We start from the raw sequence: 25,861 nt of genomic DNA, 5'->3' as shown, positions 1-25,861 counted from the left end.
TGACAATTCAGTCATTTGATCCAGAGCATAATGCTGGCGAGTTTGATGAAGCCGAGGAAGTTGGCGGCGAGCTTGTCGTAGCGGGTGGCGATGCGTCGCCGCTGCTTGAGCTTGGCGAAGAAGGCTTCGATACCCCAGCGCTGTTTGTAGGCGATGTGGTCGTAGCGATGTTGATAGTTGCGGTTGCGCCGTGGCGGGATGACGGGATCACCGCCTTGTTCGAGGATGATATCGTGCAGGCTGTTGGCGTCACAGGCGCGGTCGGCGAGAACCTGCCGGGCGCTGAGGCCACGGATCAGATTGCAGGCCGGCACGATATCGTTCTGCTGTCCCGGCCCCAAGGCAAAGCGCACCGGCAGGCCGAGCGCATCGACTACCGCGTGGATTTTGGTGCCGAACCCGCCTCGCGAGCGGCCGAGAGCCTGGGCTTGAGCGCCCCCCTTTTTACCCTGGCCCCGGCGGCCTGGGCTTGGGCGCGGATCACGGTGGCATCGATCGCCAGCCACTCCATGTCGGGATCGTTTGCGACCGCCTCAAATATCCGGTCGAACACGCCAGCCTCGATCCAGCGATAATAGCGGCGCTTGATCGTCTGATAGGGGCCGAAGCGATCTTCCGGGAGATCTCGCCAACGCGCGCATGGCCGCGCCAGCCACAATAGCGCATCGAAGAACCGCCGCCCATCGCTGCGCGGACCCCGCTTGCCCTTCCGCCCGCCCGGGACAAATTCCCGCAGCCGCCCCCACTGATCGTCCCTGACAACCTCGCCATCCACACCAGCCTCCAAAAGCCAGCGTTGAATCAGAACTCCGACGCCTTGGGAATCCCTAAAATGTCACTACAGCCTAGCGAAATTCTGACAAAATTATTGCGGCGTCGAAACCTGCGCTTCGGGGGCGTCGCCCTCGGGTGCGTTCAGGATATCGCGCGTGGTCGTGCCATAATCGACTGCCTGGGTTTCGGGATCGCCGACCGTGCTGCGGATCCCGGGGCGCGAATCATCGGCGCCGGCTTCGTTGATCAGCGCGCCTTCGGCCGCCGAACGCGGGGCTTCGCCGCCGAACATGGCCTGGAGCGCCTGCTGGCTCGAATCGGCGCCGCGCGCCGTCGGCTCGCCGGGGCGCGGCGGGGTCAGGTTGAATTCGGGCGGAATTACGAGCGGAGCCGAGCGCGAGACGAGGAACTCGTCGGGCCGGTCGCGGCCGCCGCCAAAGGCGCCGCATGCCGAAAGCATGGTTGCCATCGCGGCAATGCTCGCCAGGGTTGCAAATTTACGCATCACTTGTCTCCGCCTTGTCGGGTTTGTCGCGTAGCAGAAACGCCCGCAACAGCAAAATCACGACACCGATTGTAATCCCCGCATCCGCGACATTGAAGACCAAAAAGGGCTGAAAGTCGCCGAAATGCAGGTCGATAAAGTCCGCCACATAGCCGAAGCGGACGCGATCGATGATATTGCCGATCGCCCCGCCCAGCACGAGGCCGAGCGCGAACACGTCCATCCGCCGCTTTTCGCGCCAGATCCAGTAGATCACGCCGATCGCGATGGCGCTGGTCAGGGCGACAAGCAGCCAGCGCTGCGTATCGGACGAGGCCGTCAGCATGCCGAGCGAAACGCCCCGATTTTCCACCCAGGTGAAATTGAGGATCGGCAGCAGTTCGACCTGCCCGCGCTGCGGCAGCTGGATCAGCTGGATCACCCAGAATTTGGAAAGCTGGTCGGCAATGAGGACAACGAGCGCAGTCAGATAGCCGAGCATATGCCAGCGGCGGCCCATGGCGGCGGTTTCGCTCACGCGTCTTGTCCTTCGAGCACCGTGGCGCAACGATCGCACAGCGCCCCGTCTTTGGTCACTTCGGGGAGCAGGCGCCAGCAGCGGCCACATTTATGGTCGGTGGATTTGCTCACGGCCACCTCGTCGCCCTCGAATTGCACGCCGGCGACGATCGCGATTTCCGCCATCAAGGCCTCGCTTGCTTCGGAGAGCGCCGGCATGGTGACGACCGCCTCGTTGCTCGACCGGATGACCTTTTCGCGACGCAGCGGCTCGATCGCTTCGGTCACTTCCTCGCGCGCCGTGCGGATCGTCTGCCATTTGGCGGCGAGCGGACCGTCGATCCAGCGATCGCCGATCACCGGCCATTCGAGCAAATGCACCGAATCGGCTTCGGGGAAGCGCGTCTTCCACACCTCTTCCGCTGTGAACACCAGGAACGGCGACGCGTAGCGCACCAAGGCGTGGAACAGCGTGTCGAGCACGGTGCGATAGGCGCGGCGCTTGGGATCGCCGGGCGCGTCGCAATAAAGGCTGTCCTTGCGGATATCGAAGAAGAACGCCGACAGGTCCTCATTCGCGAAATCGGTCAGCGCGCGGAGATAGCGGTTGAAGGCGTAATCGTTCACCGCCTCCTTCAACTCGCTATCGAGCTCAGCCAGCATATGCAGCACATAGCGTTCGAGCTCGGGCATCTCGGCCACATCGACGCGTTCCGCTTCCTCGAAATCGCCGAGCGCGCCGAGCATGTAGCGGAAGGTGTTGCGGAGCTTGCGGTAGGTGTCGGTGACGCCCTTCAGGATTTCGTCGCCGATCCGGTGATCCTCGGTGAAGTCGACCGTCGCCGCCCAGAGCCGCAGGATATCGGCGCCGTTGACGTCGATGATCTTCTGCGGATCGAGCGTGTTGCCAAGGCTCTTCGACATCTTCTTGCCGGTATGATCGAGCGTCATGCCGTGCGTCAGAACCTGGTGGTAGGGCGCCCGGCCGCGCGTACCGCAGCTTTCGAGCAGCGAGGACTGGAACCAGCCGCGATGCTGGTCCGAGCCTTCGAGATAAAGGTCGGCGGGCGAATGGAGATCGGGCCATTCGTCGCTTTCGAGGACGAAGGCGTGGGTCGAGCCGCTGTCGAACCACACGTCGAGAATGTCGGTGACGGGCTCGTAATCGTCGAGGCTGTGTTCGTTGCCCAGCAGCGCCTGATGATCGGCCGCGAACCAGGCATCGGCACCGCCCTCGCGCACGGCGGCGATGATCCGGGCATTGACCTCGGGGTCGTTCAGATAATTGCCGTCCGTGTCGACATAGAGCGTGATCGGCACGCCCCATGCGCGCTGCCGCGACAGCACCCAGTCGGGGCGCCCTTCTACCATCGAGCGCAAGCGGCGATGGCCGCGCTCGGGCACGAAGCGGGTCTTGTCGATCTCGGATAGGGCGGTTTCGCGCAAGGTGGGTCCGAGGCCCTGGGCGTGGCCGAGCACCAAGTCCCCCTCCCGCTCGCGGGAGGGGTTAGGGGTGGGCCCCCCGGCCTCATCGGCCGCATCGTCGATAGAGATGGCATTGCCCACCCCCTGACCCCCTCCCGCAAGCGGGAGGGGGGAGTCCATCCGCACGAACCATTGCGGCGTGCAGCGGAAGATGACCTTGGCCTTGGAGCGCCAGCTGTGCGGGTAGCTGTGCTGGAAATCGTCGCTGGCGGAGAGCAGCGCGCCGGCGTCGCGCAGGTCCGAACAGATCGGCCCGTCGGGCGCATTGAACTTCTTGTTGATGACCGAACCCGACCGCTCGTCGCCGCGCGGCAGCCAGCCCCAGTCTGCGCGATAGACGCCGTCATCCTCGACCGCGAAGACCGGATCGATGCCGTGCTTGCGGCACAGCGCGAAATCGTCCTCGCCATGATCGGGCGCCATATGGACAAGGCCCGTGCCGGCATCGGTCGTCACGAAATCGCCGGGCAGGAAGGGGCGGGGCTTGGCGTAGAATTCGACCGCCTTCTCCCACGCCTCGTCACTCAATCGACCAGCGCTGCGCTCACCACCCTCGTCACTCCCGCGAAGGCGGGAGTCCATCTCCGGCGTTTCGTTCGCAGCACCCTCAGGCGATGGATTCCCGCCTTCGCGGGAATGACGAAGAAAGCCATGCATCGGATGGCGAGCGATGGTGCCGGCAAGATCGGACCCTTTGCCGAGCCACAGCACGCTACCGCGCCCAACAGCATCACCACCCTCGCCTCGAAAGGCATCTGGTGAAGTAGCTTCGGACAGCGGCGTTATCGGATCAACACCACCTAATTCTTTATCTACCCGCATTAGTCGCCAGTAGAATTCCTGCTCTAGTTCGGCGGCTATGAGGAAGCGTCGTTTGCCTTCCGCAAGGAGTACGTACTCAATGTCCTCGCCGTAGGCCAAAGCCTGATTGACCGGAATCGTCCACGGCGTCGTCGTCCACACCACGGCATACGCCCCGACCAGCTCCTCGATCGGACTCTCGACAATCTCGAACGCCACATCGATCTGCGTCGACACGATATCCTGATATTCGACCTCGGCCTCGGCGAGCGCCGTCTTCTCGACCGGGCTCCACATCACCGGCTTCGCGCCGCGATAGACCTGAGCGGTCTCGCAGAATTTCAGGAATTCCTCGACGATCACCGCCTCGGCGCCAAAGTCCATCGTCACATAGGGCTTGTCCCATTCGCCCATCACGCCGAGCCGCTTGAACTCCTCGCGCTGGACGTCGATCCAGTGCTGGGCATAGTCGCGGCATTCCTGGCGGAATTCCCGCGTCGGGACCTCGTCCTTGTTGCGCTTTTTCTTGCGATACTGCTCCTCGATCTTCCATTCGATCGGCAGACCGTGACAGTCCCATCCGGGCACATAGGGCGCGTCCTTGCCGAGCAGGCTCTGCGTGCGGACGACGAAGTCCTTCAGCGTCTTGTTCAGCGCATGGCCGATATGGATATTGCCGTTCGCATAGGGCGGGCCGTCGTGGAGGATGAATTTCTCCCGGCCCTTGCGTGTTTCGCGCAGCTTTTCGTATAGCCCTTGCTCTTCCCACGACGCGAGGATGCCGGGCTCTTTCTGGGCAAGCCCCGCCTTCATCGGGAAGTCGGTCTTCGGCAGGAAAACCGTGTCTTTATAGTCGGGCTGTTCGGACATGGCGCGCGATGTAGGGGGAAGGGGCGGGGGCGTCCAGCGGGATTCTCAGTTCCACTACCGCTTGCGGGAGGGAAGACCCTTACTGCACCCGCACCGCTTCGATCCCCCGCCGCTGCAAGAAGTGCTGCACGGAATCTCGGCCGACCAGATGCCCGGCACCGACGGCGACGAACACGGTGCCGGGCTCGTCGAGCCGGGCGGCGATCTGGCCGGCCCAATCGACGTTGCGGCGGGTGAGGAGGGCGTTGCGGAGTTCGTCCGACATGACGAGATCGTCGTCGAAGGTCGCGGCGATCGCGGCTTCGTCGCCGACGCGCCACGCTTCGAGCATCGCGGCGAACTCGCTGCGGACATCGTCCGGCTCCTGCACGATGGTGGTCAGGAAGAAGCGCTGTGCCTCCTCGCTCAGCCCGTCGAAATAGCCGAACTGCGCGGCGGGGGTCTCCATGCCGCTGATCGGCTTTTCGGCGAGGCGGAAGCGCTGCTGCAACTGCTCCTCGACGCCGTTGTTCGGATTGACGTCGAGATCGCTGAGCGTGACGCCGACGAGCATCAGCCCCGCCGCCCAGCTTTCCAGCCCGTTGAGCAGGCTTTCAGGCAGGCTGCCGCGCGCGATCATCGCGCCGAGCACGGGGCGGCTTTCGGCGGGGAGGCGCTGCGCCAGCGGCGGCAGGTTCGGCGATACGCCGAAGCGCATCAGCAGCCCCGCCGCTTCGCCCGGATCGCCCGAAAGCACGGTTTCGAGGACCAGCTCGTCGCTCGCATCGATGGCGTCGTCGATGGCCGGCGTGCGCCATTGATAGCCCTGCGGCAGTGCATGGATCGTGCCGAGCAGCCAGATTGTCGTGTCCTCGTCGGCAACCCGCCACATGGCCGGGCCTTCGGCGGCGCCGGCCGGGCGCGCGGTGGTGGCCGTCGTGGTCGGCGCGCAGGCGGAAAGAAACAGCGCGAACAGCGCGGCGATGGTGGTGAGGGTTTTCATGCGGTCCCTATTGCGCAGGGAGGGGTGTTTGAAAAGTGAGGGAAGAAATTCCTCCCCGGAACGGGGAGGGGAACCATGCGGAGCATGGTGGAGGGGCGCCACCCTCGTTAGCGAGCTGCCCCTCCACCGCCTTCGGCGGTCCCCCTCCCCGTGCCGGGGAGGAATTGAAGGCTAGTGCACCCGCCGCGCCGTGAATCCCCGCTGTTCCAGCATCGCCTGAACCCGTTCGCGCCCGGCCAGATGGCAGGCGCCGACGGCGAACAGCACATCGCCCGGTTCGTCCAGCCGCTCGATCAGCCAGTCGGTCCAATTGGCGTTCCGCATGGTCAGCAGGACATTGTGTACCTCTTCAGGAAAATTCTCCGGATCGTCGCATTCGCCGTCGAGCGCGGCGACATTGCCGATCCGCCAGTTCGCCAGGATTGCGTCCTCGTCCGAGACATCGTCTTCGGGCCCGTTGGCGACCATGCCTTCGAGAAAGCGCCGCTGGCCGTCTTCGCTCAGATTGCGGAAGAAATTGAGCTGCCCCATGGTCGTCTCGACGCCGCTGACCGGCTTGTCCTGCGCCTCGAAGCGCTCGGTCAGGATTTCCTCGACGCCCGTCACGTCGATCGATCCGTCGACGCCCGGCACGCCATAATATTGCTCGTAGGACATGCTCATCAACACGAACGCCACGGCCCAGGTTTCGAGCGTGTCGAGCACATCGATCGTCAGCTCCGAATATTTGATGATCGCGCGAAGATTGTTGCGATATTCGGGGCTGATCCGCTGGAGGATCGGACTCGGCTGATCGGCGGTCATCAGGCGCAGGAAGCGCTCGGGCTTCAGATAGGCCTCGCTGTCATCGGCCACTTCGAGCACCAGCTCGTCGGCATCGGCGATGATCGCGTCGAGTTCCGCGCTGCGCCAGCGATAATCGGCCGGCAGGATATGATTGGTGCCGAACAGCCAGATGCGCGTATCGTCGTCCTCGAGAAGCCAGACGGCAGGCTGGGTATCGCCATCGATCAGGCGCGAGGGATCGTTTTCGCCGGCAGGCACTGCGAGCGCCGGTGTCGCCAGCAGGAGGGCGGCAATGGCCGGCAAGTTCCGGAGAAACTTGATCATGCCTCCCCATCGCCTCCGCATTCGCTGCGTGCAAGCGGGTGATGCCGAACCGTGCGGATTATTCCGGCATCCGGCGGGCGGAAATGTCGCGCGCGGCCAACATCTCGATGATGCTGCCGTCGCCGCCGAGCCGCACTACATCGATGGCGATGAAGACGGTGCCGGGCCGGTCGAGCCGCTCGGCGATCCAGCCGGCCCATGCCGTGTTGATCCCGGTCAGATAGGCCTCGCGAAGTTCGGGCCGGTCGTCATATTCCGATTGGGCGCGGGCGGCGAAGGCATCGATATCGCCCGATGCCCAGCTCTCCAGCAGGGCGGCATGGTCTTCGCGCAACGTTTCGATCCGTTCGATCGCCGCTTCGAGCATTTCGGTCTGCACTGCGGTCGACAGCCCGTCGAGAAAGCGCAGCCGGTCGCGATAGCCTTCGCGTTTGACGACGAACTTGCCCGCTTCGCCCGCGGCGCGGATCAGCGCGAATTCGGCGTCGTTCTCGTCGTCCAGACCGATAGCGCGATGTTCGAGCAGCGACAGCGTCATCGCCGCGAACCAGGGATCGGCGCCGTCGATCGCCGCCCGGTCGATATCGTACCGCTCGATCAGTGCGTCGAAGCGCTCGTTATATTCGGGCGAGAGCCTGGCGGAGAGCGGCTGGCCGTCACGCGCCGGCGCGAAGCCTTCGAGCTGCCGGTTGGCGTCCTGCGGCGCGAGATGGTCGATGACGAGCTGGTCGCTCGCCTCGAACGCTTCGCGCACCGGCCCGGCAAACCAGGCCACATTGTCCGGCAGCAGGTGGTAGGTGCCGAAAACATAGATCGTGGTATCCTCGTCCGCGATTTCCCAGAGCGCGGGCGTGGCCTCGACCATCTCCGGTTCGTCCGGCTCCCCGCCGCCGCACGAAGCGAGCAGGAACAGCGGCGCGACGACCAGAGCCAGTAATCGCAGGAAAACGAGCATGTGATGCAATCTATACCGGCTCGCCACGGGAGAACAGGGGGCAGCGCGCTTGACCCATGGCCGTGCCTGCGGCAATCCGCGCCCGACGATTTTCCGCAGATGCGAAAGGCCTTGCCTTGGGCGACACACCGCTCAGTTTCCAGCGACTGATCCTCACGCTCCACGATTACTGGAGCGAGCGGGGGTGCGTGATCCTGCAGCCCTATGACCTCGAAATGGGCGCGGGCACGTTTCACCCGGCGACGACGCTGCGCGCGCTCGGCCCCGATCCGTGGAAGGCGGCCTATGTCCAGCCCTGCCGCCGCCCGACCGACGGCCGCTATGGCGAAAACCCGAACCGCCTTCAGCATTATTACCAGTACCAGGTGATCCTGAAGCCGAGCCCGCCCGACCTGCAGCAGCTCTATCTCGACAGCCTCGTCGCGATCGGCATCGACCCGCTGAAACACGATATTCGGTTCGTCGAGGATGACTGGGAATCGCCGACGCTCGGCGCCTGGGGGCTGGGCTGGGAAGTCTGGTGCGACGGGATGGAGGTGACGCAGTTCACCTACTTTCAGCAGGTGGGCGGTTTCGACTGCAAGCCCGTATCGGGCGAGCTGACCTACGGGCTCGAGCGGCTGGCGATGTACATCCAGGGTGTCGACAATGTCTACGACCTCGCGTTCAACGATGAGGGCGTGAGCTATGGCGACGTCTTCCTCGAAAACGAGAAACAATTCTCGAAATTCAATTTCGAGGTCGCGACGACCGAACAGCTGTTCCAATGGTTCAAGGACGCCGCCGCCGAGTGCCGCAATTGCATCGAAAACGACGTTCCGCTCGCCGCCTATGACCAGGCGATCAAGGCGAGCCACATCTTCAACCTGCTCCAGGCGCGCGGCGTGATCTCGGTCGCCGAACGCCAAGCCTATATCGGCCGCGTCCGCGACCTCGCCGTGGGTTCGTGCAAGGCGCATATGGAAAAACACGGGTGGGCGGCGTGAGCACGATAGCGCCGCAGGCACTCCAACCTCTTCTTTGCGTCTTCGCGTCTTCGCGTGAATCAAATTGGACTCACGCAAAGACGCGAAGCCGCGAAGGAGGCTTGGCGTGACCGATTTCCTCCTCGAACTCCTCTCGGAAGAGATACCGGCGCGGATGCAGAAGAAAGCGCGAGAGGATCTCGCGCGGCTGTTCTCGGAGCAGATGGACGAGGCGGGGCTGAAGGCCGAGAGCATCAGCGTCTGGTCCACCCCCCGCCGGCTCGCGCTGATCGCGCGCGGACTGCCGCTCGAAACCGAGGCTGTCAGCGAGGAACGCCGCGGGCCGCGCGCCGATGCGCCGGACAAGGCGATCGAGGGCTTTCTGCGCGGCGCTGGGCTCACGCGCGATCAGCTTGAGGAGCGCGAGGAGAAGAAGGGCATTTTCCTCTACGCGGTGATCGATACGCCGGGCCGCGCGACGAAAGACGTGCTCGGCGAGGCGATCCCGAAGATCGTTCGCGCCTTTCCCTGGCCCAAATCGATGCGCTGGGGCGCGGCGTCGCAGAGCAGCGAAAGCCTGCGCTGGGTGCGGCCGTTGCAGGGCATTGTCGCGATCCTCGGCGAGGACCTCGTGCCGTGCGAAATCGATGGCGTGGTGTCGGGCTTCGACACCGTGGGACACCGCTTCCACCACAGCGGCCCGATCACGATCGGCAGCGCCGACGACTATGCCGAAAAGCTGCGCGCCTGCCATGTCATCGTCGACCATGAGGAGCGCGAGGGGATCGTCCGCGAGCAAGGCGATGCCGTGGCGAAGGCGGCCGGGCTGGAGCGCGTCCACGATACGGGGCTGGTGATCGAGAATGCCGGCCTCACCGAATGGCCGGTCCCGCTGCTCGGCGGTTTCGACAGGGCGTATCTGGAGCTGCCCGAAGAGGTCATCCAGCTCACCGCGCGGATCAACCAGAAATATTTCATCTGCCGCACCCCCCTCCCGCTTGCGGGAGGGGCCGGGGGTGGGTCCGAGGATGGCGAAAAGCCCACCCCTAACCCCTCCCGCAAGCGGGAGGGGGACTTGGCGCCGAATTTCATCTGCACCGCGAATATCGAGGCGAAGGACGGCGGCGCAGGCGTCGTCGCGGGCAATGAAAAGGTGCTCGCCGCGCGGCTCTCCGACGCGCAATTTTTCTGGCAGCAGGACCGGCAGAAGACGCTGGAGCAGCATGCCGAAAAGCTCGGCGAGATCGTGTTTCACGAGAAGCTTGGCACCGTCGCCGACAAGGTCGACCGCGTCGCGAAGCTGGCGCGCTGGCTGGTGGAAGAACGCATCGTCATTCCCGCGAAGGCGGGAATCCAGCCCCAGCCGCCGGAGATGGATTCCCGCCTTCGCGGGAATGACGAGGTAAGCGATGCCGAAATTGCGGCCCTCGCCGACAAGGCGGAAACCGCCGCCCGGCTCGCCAAGGCCGATCTCGTCACCGGCATGGTCGGCGAGTTCCCCGACCTGCAGGGCATCATGGGCGGCTATTATGCCGAAGCCGAAGGCCTCGACCCCGAAGTCGCCGCCGCGATCCGCGACCACTATAAGCCGGTCGGGCAGGGCGACGAGGTGCCCACCGCGCCCGTGACGGTGGCGGTGAGTTTGGCGGACAAGTTTGATAGCCTAATTGGCTTTTTCCTGAGCGGCGACACACCAACTGGGTCGAAGGATCCGTTTGCACTGCGTCGGGCAGGTTTGGGAAACCTCGGTCTATTGCAACAGAATGAACTGCGCTTCGCGCTAAATGGAATAAGCGAGCGCTGGTTGTTCTGGGCCATTCACTCAAGCGATGCGGGTTGGTTCAACCAGATTGCTGACACGCCGATGCTTCAGGCACTGTTTGGGCGTATGACGCCAAGATCCATCGACCCGATTGTTCGTGCAGAAAGTATGGAGAATTTTGTCGAGGAACTGGAAAACAGGAGTCCCGAGACAGTCGTCACGTTGAGGCGGAACGATCAAGCTTTGATCGACTTCTTCGCCGACCGCCTCAAAGTCCAGCAACGCGGGGCCGGCGTTCGTCACGACCTGATCGACGCGGTGTTCGCGCTCGGCGGCGAGGACGATCTCGTTCGGCTGCTCGCCCGCGTCCATGCCTTGCAGGATTTCCTCAAGACCGCCGACGGCACCAATCTCCTCGCCGGGTACAAGCGCGCAGCGAATATCCTCAAAAAGGAGGAGTGGGAGTCGACCGACGCCGCTTACGACCCTGAGCCCGCCGAAGCGCTGCTCCGCGAGGCGCTAGCCACCGTCGAGCCCGAGGCCGACAGCGCCATCGCGGCGGAGGACTTCGCCGCCGCCATGTCCGCGCTCGCCAAGTTGCGCGCGCCGATCGACGCCTTTTTCGAAAGCGTCACCGTCAACGACGACGATCCGGCCAAGCGCGCCGCCCGGCTCGGTCTGCTCGCGCGGTTCCGCGACGCCGTGCACCGGGTTGCCGATTTCTCGAAGATCGAAGGCTGACAGCGGGGATGGGGCATGGAAGGGGCCGGGCTGCTCATCGTCATCATACCGGGCTTTCTGCTCGTCTTCGCCGCGATATGGACGTTCGTCATCTGGGTGATCGCGACTTTGGGCTGGAAGAAGCTCATCCGCGAGCGCCGCGTGCCGCTGGAGCCGCCCGCCGATGCCGTGCACCTGCGCGGGCAGACGCTGACCTTTGGCGACGGATTGTTTTTCCCGCTCAACTATTCGAACATCATCAAGGCCTGGGTGCATCATAGCGGCCTCTTCCTGCGCCCCGGCTTTCCGTTCAGCGCCTTTCATCCCATGCTGCACCTTCGCTGGGATGAGTTCGAGCGGGTCGAACCGGGGACGGCACTCGTGTGGAAGAAGGCGAAGGCGCGTGTGCGCGGCTATTCGCGGCCGATCGTTTTCTATGGCAAGCTGGCGCATGCCGTGATGGAACAATGGTCCGCCCGGCGCGGGCCGCAGACAGGAATACCGACTGCATGACCCAATATGTCTATCGTTTCGGCGGCGGTGTTGCCGATGGCGGCACCGGCGACAAGAACCTGCTCGGCGGCAAGGGGGCGAACCTTGCCGAGATGGCCTCGATCGGCCTGCCGGTTCCGCCCGGCTTCACCATCTCGACCGAGATGTGCACGCGCTATTATGACGAGGGCGAGGTGTTCCCCGACGAACTGCGCGAGCAGGTCGCCGACGGCATCGCCCATATCGAGCAGGTGACGGGCAAGACCTTCGGCGATGCGAGCGATCCGTTGCTCGTCTCGGTTCGTTCCGGCGCGCGCGTGTCGATGCCGGGGATGATGGACACGGTGCTCAACCTCGGCCTCAACGACGAGACGGTCGAGGGGCTGGCGAAGAAGGCCGACGATGCCCGCTTCGCCTGGGACAGCTATCGCCGCTTCATCCAGATGTACGCCGATGTCGTCCTCGGCCTCGATCACGGCGTCTATGAGGAAGCGCTCGAGATCGCCAAGGAGGACAAGGGCTATCATCTCGATACCGAGATGACGGCGGAGGACTGGCAGGCGCTGGTCGGCGAATACAAGAAGATCACGCTCGACGAGCAGGGCGAGCCGTTCCCGCAGGACGCGCACGACCAGCTTTGGGGCGCGGTCGGCGCGGTGTTCGGATCGTGGAATGCCGAGCGCGCGAAAATCTATCGCCGGATCAACGACATTCCGGGCGGCTGGGGCACGGCGGTGAACGTGCAGGCGATGGTGTTCGGCAATATGGGCGAGACCAGCGCCACCGGCGTCGCCTTCACGCGCGATCCTTCGACCGGCGATAAAGCGTATTACGGCGAATGGCTGATCAACGCGCAGGGCGAGGACGTGGTCGCGGGCATCCGGACGCCGCAATATCTGACGAAAGCGGCGCGCGAGGAAGCGGGCGCGAAACCGGCGTCGATGGAAGAGGCGATGTCCGAAACGTTCCGCGAGCTCGCCAGAGTCTTCGACACTCTCGAAACGCACTATCGCGACATGCAGGATATCGAGTTCACCGTCGAACGCGGGACGCTCTGGATGCTGCAGACGCGGAGCGGCAAGCGGACCGCCAAGGCGGCGCTCAAGATCGCCGTCGACATGGCTGCCGAAGGGCTGATTACCGAGGAAGAAGCCGTATCGCGCGTCGAACCCGCCGCGCTCGACCAGCTGCTCCACCCGACGCTCGATCCGGAAGCGGAACGCGATGTGATCGCCAAGGGGCTCCCCGCATCGCCGGGTGCGGCATCGGGCATCGTGGTGTTCGATGCCGACACGGCGGAGGCGAAATCGGAGCACGGCCGGGACGTGATCCTGGTCCGCGTCGAAACCTCGCCGGAAGATATTCACGGCATGCACGCGGCCAAGGGCATATTGACGGCACGCGGCGGCATGACGAGCCACGCTGCTGTCGTCGCGCGCGGCATGGGGCGGCCTTGCGTGTCGGGCGCGGGCAATGTCGCGATCGATGCCAAGGAAAAGGTCTTCCGCGTCGCGGGCCGCGAGGTGAAGGAAGGCGACACGATCACGATCGACGGCGCGACCGGCGAGGTCATGATGGGCAAGGTCGCAACGATCCAGCCCGAGCTGGCCGGCGATTTCGGCACGCTGATGGAATGGGCGGACAAGGTGCGGCGGCTCAGGGTCCGCACCAATGCCGAAACGCCCGACGATTGCCGGACGGCGCGCGAATTTGGCGCCGAGGGGATCGGGCTGTGCCGCACCGAGCATATGTTTTTCGATGCCGACCGGATCACCGCAGTGCGGCAGATGATCCTGGCGTCGAACGAAGCCGGGCGGCGGGCGGCACTAGAGAAGCTGCTTCCGGAACAGCGCGGGGATTTCAAGCAGATCTTCGAGATCATGGCCGGGCTACCCGTCACGATCCGCCTGCTCGACCCGCCGCTTCACGAATTCCTGCCGCATGAAGATGGCGAGTTCGAGGAAGTGGCCGAGGCCGCCGATGTGTCGGTCGATACGCTCAAGCGCCGCGTGTCCGAGCTGCACGAGTTCAATCCGATGCTCGGCCATCGCGGTTGCCGGTTGGGCGTGACCTATCCCGAAATCTACGAGATGCAGGCGCGGGCGATCTTCGAAGCAGCCTGCGAGGTTGCCGAGGAGAGCGGCGAAGCCCCGATCCCCGAAGTCATGGTCCCGCTCGTCAGCACGAAGCGCGAGCTGGAGCTGATGAAGGCGGTGATCGACGAGACGGCGAAGGCGGTGTTCGAAGAGAAGGGCCGTACGCTCGACTATCTCGTCGGCACGATGATCGAACTGCCGCGTGCTGCGCTTCGTGCGGGTGAGATTGCCGAGGAGGCGGAATTCTTCAGCTTCGGCACGAACGACCTGACGCAGACGACGCTCGGTGTGTCCCGTGACGATGCTGGGCGTTTCCTGACGCAATATGTCGACAAGGGCATTTTCCCGCGCGACCCGTTCGTCAGCATCGATATCGAGGGCGTCGGCGAGCTGATCGAGATGGCGGCGGAGCGGGGCAGGGGCACGCGCGCTGCCATCAAGCTCGGCATTTGCGGCGAACATGGCGGCGATCCCGCGAGCATCGCCTTTTGCGAGAAGACCGGGCTCGATTACGTCTCGGCCTCGCCCTATCGCGTGCCGATCGCCCGGCTCGCGGCGGCGCAGGCTGCGTTGAAATCGTCAGACCCTCGCTAGCCCGAGGTCGCCGCACCGGGTTGATTTTGTCAGACTTTGGCTAGCGCCAAAGCGCCGCACCGGCCCGCACCCCCACCCGGCCTCCCATTCAGGATACTCTCGGGGAGGCCGGGTGGGGGTGCGGGCCGGTGCGGCGCTCGACCGTCAGGACGAGTCTGACAAATCAGTTACCCTACCCTCCGACGAAGTTGTCGGAGATCGAACAGGCTGCCGGGCCGAGGATCACGACGAAGAGCGTCGGCAGGATGAAGAGAATCAGCGGCACCGTCATGATCGCCGGGAGCCGCGCGGCCTTTTCCTCGGCGCGCATCATGCGCTCGTTGCGGAATTCGGCCGAGAGCACGCGCAGCGCCGAAGCAAGCGGCGTGCCGTATTTCTCGGTCTGGATCATCGTCGTGACGACGCCCTTCACGGCCTCGAGTTTCACGCGATAGGCGAGATTCTCGAAAGCCTGACGGCGTTCGGTCAGGAAGCCCAGTTCGATCGCGGTCAGCGCGAATTCGTCGCCCAGTTCGGGATAGGCGCTACCCAGTTCCTTGGCGACGCGCTGGAAGGCGGCGTCGACGGTGAGACCGGCCTCGGCGCAGATCACGAGCAGGTCGAGCGCATCGGGCAAACCTTTCTGGATCGCCTTGGAGCGCTTCGTCACCTTGTTCTGGATGTAGAGATCGGGCGCCTTGTAGCTCAGAACGAACGAGCCGGCGACGATCATGAATTTCTTGAACGCGCCCGCCTCGGCCTGCCAGCCGAAGACGAACACCGCCATCGTTACGGCCGTGCCGATGACGATCGGCAGGATCATGCGGCCGAAGATGATGGCGACCGCCTTGTCCTTCGAACGGATGCCGGCCTGGGCCAGCATCTGCTGCGCCTGTTGCAGCTGTTCTTCCTGAAGCGCCTTGAAGGATTTCAGGAAGGACCGCATCCGGTCGGTCGTCTCGTTCTTTTGCGTCAGCGACTTGCGCCGCTTGCCGCTCGATGCCGTGATGCCGGCCTTGAGCTGTTCGCGCCGCTCGTTGAGCGCCTTGACGCGCCGCGCCATGGGGTCGCGCACCGTCGTCGCCGCATAGATCGCGACGAGCACGGCGAACGTTGCCACCGCGGCGAGGATCGTCCCCACCATGATGACGTCGATACCGAGAAGGGTCGGGGTGGTTACTTCAGGCTGCATGATCTTGGTCTATCCCGTCCTCAGATCTCGAAATTGACCATCTTGGCCATGATGAACACGCCGATGCCCATCCATATCAGGCCACCGATGCCCGCGATGATCAGCCGCTCGTCGACGAAGAACTGGCTCATATAGCCGGGGTTGATCGACATGATCAGGAAGAAGACGATGAAGGGCAGCGAGCCGACGATATAGGCCGACGCTTTCGATTCCGAACTCATCGCCTTGATCTTGAGCTTCATCTGCGACCGCTGCCGCAACACCGTCGCAAGGTTCGACAGTGTTTCGGCGAGATTGCCGCCGGTTTCGCGCTGGATGTTCAACGTGATGCCGAAGAACTTGAATTCGGGCGTGCCGAGCCGCGTCGCGGTTTCCTGCAGCGCCTCGTCCATCGTCTTGCCGATCTTGATCTTCTCGACGACCTGACGGAATTCGCTGCCGACCGGATCGGGAATTTCCTGCGCCACGAGGGTGAGCGTTTCCGAGATCGGCAGGCCCGACCGGAGGCCGCGAACGAGCAGCTCGATCGCGTCGGGAAACTTCGCGTTGAACTTGTTGACCCGGCGCTTGATCAGAAAGCCGACGACATAGTGCGGAATGAAGGCCGCGATGAACAGGCCCAGGAACAGTCCGAACAGCGGCGGCAATCCCTGAAACGAGAGCAGCAGGAAGCTGATCGCGAAAAGCCCGCCGGACACGATCATATACTGGCCCATCGTCCAGTTCTTGCCGGTCTGCGACAGGCGGATTTTCAGCATTTCCGGGCGCGGCATGAACCGTCCCGCCATCGTGTCGAGCTGCGAATCCCGCTTGGCGAGAATGCGCTTCATCTGGCGTTCGGCATTGAAGCCGGCGTCGGGACTGTGCCGTTCCTTCAGGCTGCTCAGCCGCTTGGCCTGCGCCTTTTCCGGGTTCGGGCCGGATAAAATGACATAGGCCACGACCAGAAAGCCGAGCGTTCCGAGACCGAAAATCAGCATTGGCACGAACATGGCGCTTCCCAACTTCTTGGCCCTAGGGCCGCCCCGCTAAGGGCGGCCGCTAGTGGCGGTTTACGCGGCGCTCTTTTCGTCCTTGCCGGACTTTCTGGAGAGCAACGACTTGAAGCCTCCGAGTTTTCCGACGAGCGAGCTGCCCTTTTCCTCTTCATCACCGTCCCTGGCGACATCGTCGGCGACGAGGCGCTGGCACAGGGCGTTGATCTGCGTTGCGACCTTGGATGATTTGCCGGCCTCGACGAGCGTCTTGCCCAGCTTTGCCGCCTGCACCGCCGTTTTCGCATCGAGCGGGATCATGAAATCGATTTTGCGTTCGATCGATCCCTCGAAGTCCTTCTTGGTGATCTCCGTCGTGCCGCTCGAGGGAACCCGATTGGCAACGACAATGACCTGCGAATGCGGTGCGTTCGATTTGAACCATGACAGAAGCCGGATCGTGTCGCGCGTCGCCGCCAGCGTCAGTTCGGTCACCAGCACGATCTTGTTCACATCGTGGAACAGGTGCGGGAACTGGACCAGCATCGACCGCGGTACGTCGATCACCGACGCCTCGAAGGCCGATTTGAACTCTTCTTCCAGCTGGTAATAGGCGCTGCCGTCGCTCAGCATCGGCTGGCTGACGGACGCTTCGGCCGAAAGGACGGCGAGCTTGTCATTGGCTTTCACCATGGCGCGCTCGATAAAGAGCCCGTCGATGCGGCTCGGATTCTCGATCGCGTCGATCAGGCCCCGGCCGGGCTCGAGATCGAGCGTCAGCGCACCCGTGCCGAAATGCACGTCCAGATCCATCAGCGCGGTGAGCCGGCCTTCCTGGGTGCTCATCAACCAAGCGACGGAGCTGGCCAACGTCGAAGCGCCGACACCGCCGCGCGTGCCGACGAATGCCGTCATCACATGCGGACGATCGCTTTCCGCGCCGTCGCTGTTGCGGGGCGCGGAAAAGATCATCTGCGCCTGGTTGAAGGAATCGCGGATCTGATCCGGGTTGAACGGCTTCAGCAGATAATCCTGAATGCCGCTCGACAGCAGGTCGCGATAGAGGCGCACATCGTTGATCTGCCCCGCCGCGATCACCACCGTCCCCGGCTCACAGACTTCGGCGAGCGAGTTGATGTCGTTGAGCGGATCGCCGCTTTCCGAAAGGTCGACGAACAGGATGTTCGGGCTTGCGGTGATCGAGAGCGACTGGACCGCGTTACGCAGCCCGCCCTTGTTCACCTTTTCCTGCGCCCAGCCGAGTTCGCTGACGATCGGCTTGAGCATCTCGGCGGTTTCCTCGTCGCAGACATAGGCCTGGAACGGATCGCGCGCGCTCACCGAAGAAGGGTTGAAAGGAGCGTTCATCTAGTTGCCTCCCGTCGTCGTGATTTCCTCGAGCCCGTCCTCGCCGGTCGGGTTCTGGCTGCGATAGCTGTTGATCGCGCGGGTCGAAGTGCGCGGGTCGCCATAAGCACTGCCCGACTGGCCGCGGACGAGATCCTCGGGATTGGCGACCATCGCGGCGACATTGCCGTTGATCGCGCAGCCGTAATTGGAGGTCGACGAACCGGCATACTGGCCGTTGGACCGGCGATCCCAATTGGGGCAGCTCGGCACTTCGGCCGTCATCCGGCTGACGACGATCCGCATCGTTCCCGGCTGGACCTGACCCGCCGTGATTGGCGCGCGATCGGCGAGCAGCAGGCCGTAACGGGCGACGATCGCGGCCACGGCATTGCGCCGTTCGGCGCTGCCATAGGGATTGGGATCGTCGATCGAAACGCGGTCGCCATAGCCGAGATCGAGCGTGTCGAACCAGTCGACGATCCGCGCTTCCTCGGAATAACCGACGCCGTCGGCATTGACGTCGTAGACATAGTCCGACCGGCTGACGACAGGCTGGTTGGCGGAATAGACGGTCTGGTTGACCGGTCCGCCCGCACAGGCACCCAATGTCGTCGCAACGGCGAGGAGGGCAGAGGTAGCAATCGTTCGCATCGTGTTCACTCCAGGGTCGTTGCGCTATTCGTTGAAGGAGAAGCCGGGAGCCGCGCTGCCCGCCGCTTCACGTGTGGCGGACTGATCGGCCTGCGGCTGTCCTGCCGGCGGAACCGGCATCTGGCCGAGCGCGCCGGTTTCGAGGCCGGGCTGCTGCACCGTGCTCGGCGGCGCCATCATGGGCTGCGGCCGCGCTTCGCCGGTCTCGCCGCTATAGGTGCGGCCGAGGAGCAGGCGCTCGATATCCGAAGGCGAATGATAGCCGTCGGTCGGCAGCGCGATCTGGTTGGCCGATACCGGCTGCACCAGATACGGCGTGATGACGATGACCAGCTCGGTCTCGGCACGGCGCCAGCGGTTGGAGCGGAAGAGCGTGCCGAGGATCGGAACATCGCCCAGGCCCGGCGTGCGATCGACGGTGCTGTTGTGCGAATTGCGCAACAGGCCGGCGATCATGAAGCTCTGGCCCGAACCGAGTTCGACGGTCGTTTCCGCGCGGCGCGTCGTCAGCGCAGGAACGGTGAAGCCGTTGATCTGCACCGAACCTTCGTCGGTCAGCTCGGAGACTTCCGGCCGGACGCGCATCGAGATGCGGCCATTGGCCAGCACCACCGGCGTAAAGGCCAGGCTGACGCCGAACTGCTTGTACTCGACCGAGACCGAACCCAGCCCCTGCGACAGCGGGATCGGGAATTCGCCGCCCGCAAGGAAGCTGGCGGTTTCGCCCGAAAGCGCGGTCAGGTTCGGCTCGGCGAGCGTCACCACCTGGCCTTCGGTTTCGGCAAGGTCGAGCGCGCCGAGAATATCGAGGCCGAGGACCCGGCCGGCGGCACTGAGAACGGTGTTCGTGCCGTTTGACCCGACCGGATTATAGGTCGTGCCGCCGGTGATGAACTGACCCGTGCGCGTATCGAAGGGCAGGCTGATCGAACCCGCGGGCAGGCCGAAGACGCTGCTCGCGTCGAGCATCGGAAAGCCCGAGGTGTTGAGATCGGTGATTGTGCCCGGATTGCCGCGCGAAACGCCGAACTGGAAACCGCCCGTGGTGTCGCGCGTCAGCAGATTGGCGCCGATATCGCGGACGACCGAACGGCTGACCTCGGCGATACGGACCTGCAGATTGACCTGCAGCGGCGTCGCGGTGCGCAACCGGCTGATGACCTGCGTGTCTTCGCCGACGAACGCCTGGGCGAGCGCCTGTGCTTCTTCGACGTCCTGCGGATTGGCAACGGTGCCCGTCAGCAGGATCATGCCATTCATCGGCGTCGTCTGGATCGAGGCTTCGGGCATCGCCAGCGAGAGCATCTGCCCGACGCTGTCGAGATTGTTGCCGACGCGGACGGTTGCCGAATAGACGACGTCGCCGCTGCGGTCGGTCGCGTAGACCGTCGTTTCACCCGCGGCCTTGCCGAAGATGTAGAGCGCCGTCGAAGAGCGCACCTGGACATCGGCGATATTGCTGCTGGCGACGAACAGGTCGCTCATGCCGCGCGGCAGGTTGACCAGCTGGCCACGGCCTACCGAGAGCGTGATATTGTCGACCGGCGCCGGGAAGCGCGAGGAAGAGACCTGAGCCTGGGCCGTGCTCGGGACGGCAGCCCCGAGGCTGGCGGCGATCCCCGCGGCGACGATCGCCGCGAGCGGGCCGTGACGGCGTTTCTTCTTCAAAGTCATCTTAGTTACCCCTCACCGGTGTGTAGGTGACATTGTTGCCGCGAGCGATGCGGACCGACGGTCCGTCAGGACGCTGCGCCGATTCTCCGCCGGGCTGAGCCTGCTGGCCGCCCCCGTTCTGACCCTGTTGGCCGGCCGTGGCGGCGGCGATCATGGCGGCGGCCATGTCCGCGGCGGCCGAACCCGGTGCCTGCTGGCTTGCCGTGTTCTGGCTGGGAACGGTGCGGCGCTGGAAACGCGACACGTCGCCGCCGGTCACATAAGTCGTATCGGTATCGACCGGGCGCTGTGCGATTTCGGTCATGATACGGCGCTCGGCGGCCGGATCGGTGCCGTCGGGCAGCTCGATGTCGCCGGCCGCGATGGCGCGTTCCAGCTCGGCCGTGTTGTCGGCGATCGAACGCAGCGACAGCGAAAGCTGGCCGATGGTCTGTGCCACGGCAATCTTTTCGGCGATCCGCGGCGTCGCTTCGACCGTCACCGTGTTGGAGACGATGACGCGCCGTTCGCCCTCTTCGTTGGTTTCGTTCGTCGTGCGCTGGTCGGTCGCGAGGACGCGTAGGTTGCGCACGATCGTTTCGGAGGCATGGAGCGGGGGGCCTTCGCCGCCGCCCGACACTTCCTGCGTCAAGACGAGGTCGATGCGGTCGCCAGGAAAGACGAAGCCGGCAACGCCGCTCTGCGCGGACACCGGAACGGTCACGGCACGCATGCCCGGGCCAAGCGCGGCGGCAAGGAAGCCGCGATCGCCGGGACGCACGAGCGCGCCCTGCGTGATCGGCTGGCCTGCAGTGACTTCGTTGCGCACGACGGTGCCGATCAGGCTGTCGATGTCCGATTCACCGCGGAGGAAATAGCTGCCCTCGATCAATTCTTCGGGCCAGGGCTGATAGCGGAAGCTGTCTGCATCGATAATCGTGCCGACGGGCAGGGCGCGCGTTGCCACGAGGACCATGGGTCCCTGCGGCTCGGCTTCCGAGGCCACGGCGACCGGAGCGCCCGCATCCGCGAACATGCTCCTTGCGAGTAGGGCGGTCATCCCCGCGACGAGCAGGGCACCAACCAGCAAGATGATTTTACGTGCGTCCATGACAGATACTGCCTCCTGTCGAGCCCCTTCGGCCCGCTATGCCGTTTGGGGCAAATTGGTTAAAATCTGGTTCACGATCACCCAGAGCCCGCCGATCGCGATGGCGATGCCATAAGGGATTTCCGGGCGGCCCAGCCGTTTCGTCATCCGGTGGCGCACCACCATGACCGCGGTCAGCAGCCCGCCTGCGATCGCCATCACGATGAGCATCATCGGAAGCTGCATCGGCGTCATCCAGAGCGCGAGCGCAGCGATCATCTTTACATCGCCGCCGCCCATGGCACCGATCGCGAACGCAACCGCGAAGAGACAAAACAGTGCGAAGGCCAAACCGATAATGATCGCGATCTCCGGCCACAGGCTGAAACCCGCCGCCCACCAGTAGACCGGCGCCATCGCGGCAATCGCTGCGTTGAGCATGTTCGGAATGTCCCGGCGCAGCCAATCGCCCCGCGCCGCCACGAGGAGCGCGGGCACAAGAAAGACCATGGAAAAAAGCGATGCTGCCCCGGACATGGGGATAGCCCTAAGGCTTACTGCTTTCTAAACCGTAACCGACATGGCCGAAATTAAGACTTTCGACAGACGCGCATATCCCGAAGAACTGGTTATCGACCGGTGGCAGGCGCCCGATGGCTGGGATCATCGCCGCTGGACATGGCCCGCCCCGGCCGGGGCCGATATCAAGGGCAGCATGATCTTCCAGACGGGGCGGGGGGACATTTTCGAGAAATATCTCGAAACGCTGCATCACTGGCATGAGGCGGGCTGGCATCTGAGCGGTTTCGACTGGCGGGGCCAATCGGGTTCGGGCCGTTTCCTGACCGATCCGACCGTGGGCCATATCGTGAGCTTCGAGCCATGGATCGAGGACTTGGAGGTCTTCCTGACGGAATGGCGCCAGCGGGTTCCGGGGCCGCACGTCCTCGCTTCGCATTCGATGGGCGGTCATATCGCGATGCGTTTCCTGATCGATCGCAAGCCCGATATCGCCGGCGCTCTTTTCAGCGCGCCGATGCTCAAGATGCAGAGCCGGCCCCTGCCGGAGAAACTCGCCCAGCTGATTTCCCGGGCCTATGTGCGCCTGGGCTTCGCCGAACAGCATGCCTGGCAGGAGAACGAGCGCCCCTCGCTGCCAGGAAGTTCGCGGCAGAAGCTGCTGACGCATGACTGGCCGCGCTATTCGGACGAGGAATATTGGTACGACACGCAGCCGAAGCTGAAGATCGGCCCGCCGAGCTGGAGTTGGCTGAAAGCGGCCTATGCGTCGTCGAAAGCGATGTTCGCGCGTGGCACCTTCGAGAGCGTCGGGATACCGGTCCTGATCGTCGCCGCGAGGCAGGACAAGCTCGTCAAGGCGAGTGCCATCGAAGAGGCGGCGCGGCGGCTGCCCGATGCGCGTCTCGTCATGAATGACAAATCGGCGCACGAGCTGCTTCGCGAAATCGACGAGATCCGCGATCCGCTGATTGCCGAGATGGATCGCTTCCTGAACAAGATCGCGTCGAGCACAAAGTGACTTCTGCGGAGGATAGCTTCGATTTCGCGATCGTCGGCGCGGGGATCGCCGGGGCGAGCGTCGCGGCCGAAATCGCTCCGGATGCGCGTGTCGTCCTACTCGAAGCCGAGGATACGCCCGGATATCACGCGACAGGCCGCTCGGCTGCCTTCTGGACCGAAACGTACGGCGGACTCGGCATTCAGCCGCTGACCACGGCATCGTTCGATTTCCTCCATGCTCCGCCGGCGGACTTTTCCGAGCGTGGGTTCCTGACCGAGCGTGGGGCGATCCATATCGCGGATGCCGACGCGGAACCGGCGCTTGCCTCCTTCGCAGCGGAATTCAACGATAGCGGGCTGCCGTTGCACGCTATCGACCGATCGGAGATCGAGCAGCGCGTTCCCGGCATCAAGCCCGGGTGGAACAAGGCGATATCCGAACCCCAATGCGCCGATATCGACGTCGCGGCGCTGCATCAGGCCTATCTTTCCGCCGCCCGGCGCCGCGGCGTGGAATTACGGTGCGGTGCACGGGTCATCGGGGCGAAGCGAGACGAAGTCGGCTGGGATATCGCGACCGCGCGCGGCGATTTCCGGGCGGGCGTCATCGTCAATGCAGCCGGCGCCTGGGCCGACCACGTGGCGTCACTGGCGGGCGTCGATCCGGTCGGCATCGTGCCCTATCGCCGGACCATTTTGCAGTTGCGCGTCGATCCTGCGGTTCCTGCGGCGCTCCCCCTCGTCATCGATGCGCTGGGCCGCTTTTACTTCAAGGGCGAAAGCGAGGGACGCATCTGGCTGAGCCCGCACGACGAAACCGCGACATCGCCGGGCGACGCTGCGCCCGAGGAGATCGACATCGCGGTCGCGATCGACCGGCTGCAGAAGGCCGTCGACTGGCGGATCGAGGCGGTGGAGCGGAAATGGGCGGGCCTGCGAAGTTTCGCGCCCGATCGGCTGCCGGTCTATGGCTATGACAAGCGCGTCGAGGGATTTTTCTGGTGTGCGGGGCAGGGCGGCTTCGGCATCCAGACGGCACCGGCGGCGGCGCAATTGTGCAAGGCATTGATCGGCGACGGAAATACCGAAGCTGTGCCGTCTTCGATCGATCCGGCGCTCTATCGGCCGGACCGATTTCGTTAGTCGCCAATGTTGCACTTTTGCGAAAGATACACTGGCAACGCCTGTAAGAGCTGCCTAACACGATGGTGCACATCACCAAGGGGGAGAGCTCATGGCGCACAAGTTCGAAATCTACAAAGACAAGAAGGGCGAGTTCCGCGTCCGCTTCAAATATAACAGCGAGGTCATGTTCTCGAGCGAGGGCTATTCCAGCAAGTCCAGCGCGAAGAACGCGATCAACTCGGTCAAGAAGAACGCGCCCGGCGCGGACGTCGAAGACAACAGCTAGCCTGTCGCACCGCCGATTGCGCTCGCCGCGTCGCTGGCGAGGCGGTCGGCGCGTTCGTTTTCGGGGTGGCCGGCATGGCCCTTCACCCAGGCCCATTCGATGTCGTGCGGCGCGGCGGCTTCGACCAGTTCCTGCCACAGGTCGGCATTCTTGACCGGCTTTTTCGCCGCCGTTTTCCAGCCGTTGCGCCGCCAGCCATGGATCCACTTGGTGATCCCGTCGCGGACATAGACACTGTCGGTCGTGATCCGGACGGTGCTTGGCCGCGTCAGCGCCTCGAGCGCCCGGATCGCCGCGAGAAGCTCCATCCGGTTGTTCGTGGTTTCCGGCTCGCCGCCCGACAGCTCCTTCTCATGCGCGCCATAGCGAATAAGCGCGCCCCAGCCGCCGGGCCCCGGATTGCCCTTGCAGGCACCGTCGGTGAAGATTTCGACCGTCTTCGTCATGAGAGTGTCGGGAGCTTCGCGGCCAGATCGGGGTCGTAAATCTTGACCCTGCGCCAGAAGGCAAGCGGATCCTTGCGCGTGACGACGGCATCCTCAGGCGTGTTGAGCCAGTCCCATGCGCGCGACAGGGTGAAACGGACGCAGGCGCCCACGGCAAGATCGCCGAACGCGGCCTGCTCATCGTCACTGAGCGGGAAGAGGGTCGTGTAGCCGTCGACCAATGCGTCGCCGATGGATTTGTCGAACGACGTGCCCGTCGCATCGAACGCCCATGCCGCGTGCATGACGGCGAGATCGTAGAGCCGGAAATCCGTGCAGGCGAAATAGAAGTCGATCAGCCCGGTCACCCGATCGCCGAGCATCAGGACATTGTCGGGAAACAGATCGGCATGGATCGCGCACCGGTCGAGTTCGGTCTTTTCGCCCGTCTCGAAGCGATGCCAGTTCGCAGCCACATCCTCGATCGCCCGGCCGAGATCGGTCTGTAGCCCGGGCGCGATTCGATCGAGACTGTCGCCGCAGCGCTCAAACAGCGGTCGCCAGGTCGGCTGACCCATGGTGTTTTCACGATCGCGGGAAAAGTCCGCGACCGCCCGATGCATTTCAGCGAGCGCGCGCCCCGCCGCTTGTGCCTGTCCGGAAGTCGGCCGTGTTACCGAAACCCCGGGGAGAAAGCGGATCAGGCAGGCCGGGCGGCCGCAAAGTTCGTGAATTTCCTCACCGCTTTTATCCGGTACGGCAGGCGGGACGGGAAGGCCCTTGTCCGCGAGGTGATCGAGCAGCGCCATGAAATAGGGCAGGTCGGCGGCATCGACGCGCTTCTCGTAGAGCGTCAGGATAAAGCGGCCTTGCGTCGTTTCGACCAGATAATTGCTGTTCTCGACGCCCTCGGCGATCCCCTTGGACGACACGAGTTCGCCGACATCGAAACGGGCCAGAAACTCGTTCAACGCTTCGGACGATACCTCGGTATAGACGGCCATGT

At 64.1% G+C, this 25,861-nt stretch carries 23 protein-coding genes; 7 read left to right on the top strand and 16 right to left on the bottom strand.

The window, feature by feature from the left end; translation table 11 throughout:
• Nucleotides 1–11: 11 nt before the first annotated feature.
• The 7 genes from Q0139_RS01120 to Q0139_RS01090 all read right to left on the bottom strand — a co-directional run bounded on the left by Q0139_RS01120 (nucleotide 12) and on the right by Q0139_RS01090 (nucleotide 7,980).
• A protein-coding gene (locus Q0139_RS01120) for an IS5 family transposase (protein WP_298016094.1) occupies nucleotides 12–775 on the bottom strand; the annotation gives its coding sequence in 2 pieces (ribosomal slippage) (nucleotides 12–448 and nucleotides 448–775; 765 coding nt in all).
• Between the two features lie 90 nt (nucleotides 776–865).
• Nucleotides 866–1,279 (bottom strand): DUF3035 domain-containing protein, encoded by a 414-nt coding sequence (locus tag Q0139_RS01115; protein ID WP_298016092.1) that lies wholly within the window; start codon nucleotides 1,277–1,279, stop codon nucleotides 866–868.
• Nucleotides 1,272–1,778 (bottom strand): signal peptidase II, encoded by a 507-nt coding sequence (lspA, locus tag Q0139_RS01110; protein WP_298016214.1) that lies wholly within the window; start codon nucleotides 1,776–1,778, stop codon nucleotides 1,272–1,274. The genes Q0139_RS01115 and lspA overlap by 8 nt, the downstream gene beginning before the upstream one ends.
• Before the next feature lie 14 nt (nucleotides 1,779–1,792).
• Complete coding sequence (locus Q0139_RS01105) at nucleotides 1,793–4,933, bottom strand: isoleucine--tRNA ligase (RefSeq protein ID WP_298016090.1); 3,141 nt, start codon at nucleotides 4,931–4,933, stop codon at nucleotides 1,793–1,795.
• A gap of 79 nt (nucleotides 4,934–5,012) precedes the next feature.
• Nucleotides 5,013–5,915: a TraB/GumN family protein gene (locus tag Q0139_RS01100; RefSeq protein WP_298016086.1), complete on the bottom strand. Its 903-nt coding sequence runs from the start codon at nucleotides 5,913–5,915 to the stop codon at nucleotides 5,013–5,015.
• Nucleotides 5,916–6,086: 171 nt separating this feature from the next.
• On the bottom strand, nucleotides 6,087–7,025 hold the full coding sequence (locus Q0139_RS01095) for a TraB/GumN family protein (protein ID WP_298016084.1): 939 nt from the start codon (nucleotides 7,023–7,025) through the stop codon (nucleotides 6,087–6,089).
• A 58-nt stretch (nucleotides 7,026–7,083) separates the two neighbouring features.
• A complete protein-coding gene (locus Q0139_RS01090) occupies nucleotides 7,084–7,980 on the bottom strand; it encodes a TraB/GumN family protein (protein WP_298016083.1) in 897 nt (298 codons plus the stop codon).
• 116 nt (nucleotides 7,981–8,096) lie between these two features.
• On the opposite strand from Q0139_RS01090, the gene Q0139_RS01085 reads away from it, so the two are divergent.
• From Q0139_RS01085 to ppdK, 4 genes are all read left to right on the top strand, one after another.
• Nucleotides 8,097–8,966, top strand: coding sequence for a glycine--tRNA ligase subunit alpha (locus Q0139_RS01085; protein ID WP_298016082.1), 870 nt, complete (start codon nucleotides 8,097–8,099; stop codon nucleotides 8,964–8,966).
• A 106-nt stretch (nucleotides 8,967–9,072) separates the two neighbouring features.
• Complete coding sequence (gene glyS, locus Q0139_RS01080) at nucleotides 9,073–11,448, top strand: glycine--tRNA ligase subunit beta (RefSeq protein ID WP_298016080.1); 2,376 nt, start codon at nucleotides 9,073–9,075, stop codon at nucleotides 11,446–11,448.
• 15 nt (nucleotides 11,449–11,463) lie between these two features.
• A complete protein-coding gene (locus tag Q0139_RS01075) occupies nucleotides 11,464–11,940 on the top strand; it encodes a hypothetical protein (protein ID WP_298016079.1) in 477 nt (158 codons plus the stop codon).
• Nucleotides 11,937–14,609: a pyruvate, phosphate dikinase gene (gene ppdK / locus Q0139_RS01070; protein ID WP_298016078.1), complete on the top strand. Its 2,673-nt coding sequence runs from the start codon at nucleotides 11,937–11,939 to the stop codon at nucleotides 14,607–14,609. The genes Q0139_RS01075 and ppdK overlap by 4 nt, the downstream gene beginning before the upstream one ends.
• A 172-nt stretch (nucleotides 14,610–14,781) precedes the next feature.
• Here ppdK and Q0139_RS01065 read toward each other — a convergent pair whose 3' ends face one another.
• The 7 genes from Q0139_RS01065 to Q0139_RS01035 all read right to left on the bottom strand — a co-directional run bounded on the left by Q0139_RS01065 (nucleotide 14,782) and on the right by Q0139_RS01035 (nucleotide 22,008).
• Nucleotides 14,782–15,780, bottom strand: coding sequence for a type II secretion system F family protein (locus Q0139_RS01065; protein ID WP_298016077.1), 999 nt, complete (start codon nucleotides 15,778–15,780; stop codon nucleotides 14,782–14,784).
• 20 nt (nucleotides 15,781–15,800) lie between these two features.
• Nucleotides 15,801–16,760, bottom strand: coding sequence for a type II secretion system F family protein (locus Q0139_RS01060; RefSeq protein WP_298016211.1), 960 nt, complete (start codon nucleotides 16,758–16,760; stop codon nucleotides 15,801–15,803).
• Nucleotides 16,761–16,832: 72 nt separating this feature from the next.
• Complete coding sequence (locus Q0139_RS01055) at nucleotides 16,833–18,122, bottom strand: pilus assembly protein CpaE (protein ID WP_298016076.1); 1,290 nt, start codon at nucleotides 18,120–18,122, stop codon at nucleotides 16,833–16,835.
• On the bottom strand, nucleotides 18,123–18,755 hold the full coding sequence (locus Q0139_RS01050) for a CpaD family pilus assembly lipoprotein (RefSeq protein ID WP_298016074.1): 633 nt from the start codon (nucleotides 18,753–18,755) through the stop codon (nucleotides 18,123–18,125). It abuts the gene before it with no gap.
• Between the two features lie 24 nt (nucleotides 18,756–18,779).
• Nucleotides 18,780–20,429, bottom strand: a complete 1,650-nt coding sequence (locus Q0139_RS01045; protein ID WP_298016072.1) for a type II and III secretion system protein family protein — start codon at nucleotides 20,427–20,429, stop codon at nucleotides 18,780–18,782.
• Between the two features lies 1 nt (nucleotide 20,430).
• Entirely contained in the window at nucleotides 20,431–21,519 is a 1,089-nt protein-coding gene (gene cpaB / locus Q0139_RS01040; RefSeq protein WP_298016071.1) for a Flp pilus assembly protein CpaB, read from the bottom strand.
• Between the two features lie 36 nt (nucleotides 21,520–21,555).
• A complete protein-coding gene (locus Q0139_RS01035) occupies nucleotides 21,556–22,008 on the bottom strand; it encodes a prepilin peptidase (RefSeq protein ID WP_298016069.1) in 453 nt (150 codons plus the stop codon).
• Between the two features lie 70 nt (nucleotides 22,009–22,078).
• On the opposite strand from Q0139_RS01035, the gene Q0139_RS01030 reads away from it, so the two are divergent.
• The 3 genes from Q0139_RS01030 to Q0139_RS01020 all read left to right on the top strand — a co-directional run bounded on the left by Q0139_RS01030 (nucleotide 22,079) and on the right by Q0139_RS01020 (nucleotide 24,430).
• Nucleotides 22,079–23,038: an alpha/beta fold hydrolase gene (locus Q0139_RS01030; RefSeq protein WP_298016067.1), complete on the top strand. Its 960-nt coding sequence runs from the start codon at nucleotides 22,079–22,081 to the stop codon at nucleotides 23,036–23,038.
• Nucleotides 23,035–24,162, top strand: a complete 1,128-nt coding sequence (locus Q0139_RS01025) for an FAD-binding oxidoreductase (protein WP_298016065.1) — start codon at nucleotides 23,035–23,037, stop codon at nucleotides 24,160–24,162. The genes Q0139_RS01030 and Q0139_RS01025 overlap by 4 nt, the downstream gene beginning before the upstream one ends.
• 91 nt (nucleotides 24,163–24,253) lie before the next feature.
• Nucleotides 24,254–24,430 carry a DUF1508 domain-containing protein gene (locus Q0139_RS01020; protein ID WP_298016064.1) on the top strand — a complete coding sequence of 59 codons (177 nt, stop codon included), beginning with the start codon at nucleotides 24,254–24,256 and terminating at the stop codon, nucleotides 24,428–24,430.
• Here the strand turns inward: Q0139_RS01020 and rnhA are convergent.
• Together rnhA and thrB are read right to left on the bottom strand one after the other, a co-directional pair.
• A complete protein-coding gene (gene rnhA, locus Q0139_RS01015) occupies nucleotides 24,427–24,876 on the bottom strand; it encodes a ribonuclease HI (RefSeq protein ID WP_298016062.1) in 450 nt (149 codons plus the stop codon). The two genes, Q0139_RS01020 and rnhA, sit on opposite strands and share 4 nt — an antisense overlap.
• A complete protein-coding gene (gene thrB, locus Q0139_RS01010; RefSeq protein ID WP_298016060.1) occupies nucleotides 24,873–25,859 on the bottom strand; it encodes a homoserine kinase in 987 nt (328 codons plus the stop codon). Before thrB ends, rnhA begins: the two co-directional genes overlap by 4 nt.
• Nucleotides 25,860–25,861: the final 2 nt, after the last annotated feature.

Source organism: uncultured Parasphingopyxis sp. (assembly GCF_937129435.1).
Lineage (GTDB): Bacteria > Pseudomonadota > Alphaproteobacteria > Sphingomonadales > Sphingomonadaceae > Parasphingopyxis.
Note: the sequence above shows the minus strand (reverse complement) of the source record. Positions and strands in the feature narration are given on the sequence as shown.

Coding starts and splice junctions, on each gene's coding strand:
- Q0139_RS01115 (WP_298016092.1), bottom strand. CDS start 1,279: ATGCGTAAATTTGCAACCCTGGCGAGCATTGCCGCGATGGCAACCATG.
- cpaB (WP_298016071.1), bottom strand. CDS start 21,519: ATGGACGCACGTAAAATCATCTTGCTGGTTGGTGCCCTGCTCGTCGCG.
- Q0139_RS01030 (WP_298016067.1), top strand. CDS start 22,079: ATGGCCGAAATTAAGACTTTCGACAGACGCGCATATCCCGAAGAACTG.
- lspA (WP_298016214.1), bottom strand. CDS start 1,778: ATGGGCCGCCGCTGGCATATGCTCGGCTATCTGACTGCGCTCGTTGTC.
- ppdK (WP_298016078.1), top strand. CDS start 11,937: ATGACCCAATATGTCTATCGTTTCGGCGGCGGTGTTGCCGATGGCGGC.
- Q0139_RS01100 (WP_298016086.1), bottom strand. CDS start 5,915: ATGAAAACCCTCACCACCATCGCCGCGCTGTTCGCGCTGTTTCTTTCC.
- Q0139_RS01095 (WP_298016084.1), bottom strand. CDS start 7,025: ATGATCAAGTTTCTCCGGAACTTGCCGGCCATTGCCGCCCTCCTGCTG.
- Q0139_RS01065 (WP_298016077.1), bottom strand. CDS start 15,780: ATGCAGCCTGAAGTAACCACCCCGACCCTTCTCGGTATCGACGTCATC.
- Q0139_RS01035 (WP_298016069.1), bottom strand. CDS start 22,008: ATGGTCTTTCTTGTGCCCGCGCTCCTCGTGGCGGCGCGGGGCGATTGG.
- Q0139_RS01055 (WP_298016076.1), bottom strand. CDS start 18,122: ATGAACGCTCCTTTCAACCCTTCTTCGGTGAGCGCGCGCGATCCGTTC.
- thrB (WP_298016060.1), bottom strand. CDS start 25,859: ATGGCCGTCTATACCGAGGTATCGTCCGAAGCGTTGAACGAGTTTCTG.
- Q0139_RS01060 (WP_298016211.1), bottom strand. CDS start 16,760: ATGCTGATTTTCGGTCTCGGAACGCTCGGCTTTCTGGTCGTGGCCTAT.
- Q0139_RS01075 (WP_298016079.1), top strand. CDS start 11,464: ATGGAAGGGGCCGGGCTGCTCATCGTCATCATACCGGGCTTTCTGCTC.
- Q0139_RS01105 (WP_298016090.1), bottom strand. CDS start 4,933: ATGTCCGAACAGCCCGACTATAAAGACACGGTTTTCCTGCCGAAGACC.
- Q0139_RS01045 (WP_298016072.1), bottom strand. CDS start 20,429: ATGACTTTGAAGAAGAAACGCCGTCACGGCCCGCTCGCGGCGATCGTC.
- Q0139_RS01020 (WP_298016064.1), top strand. CDS start 24,254: ATGGCGCACAAGTTCGAAATCTACAAAGACAAGAAGGGCGAGTTCCGC.
- Q0139_RS01050 (WP_298016074.1), bottom strand. CDS start 18,755: ATGCGAACGATTGCTACCTCTGCCCTCCTCGCCGTTGCGACGACATTG.
- Q0139_RS01090 (WP_298016083.1), bottom strand. CDS start 7,980: ATGCTCGTTTTCCTGCGATTACTGGCTCTGGTCGTCGCGCCGCTGTTC.
- rnhA (WP_298016062.1), bottom strand. CDS start 24,876: ATGACGAAGACGGTCGAAATCTTCACCGACGGTGCCTGCAAGGGCAAT.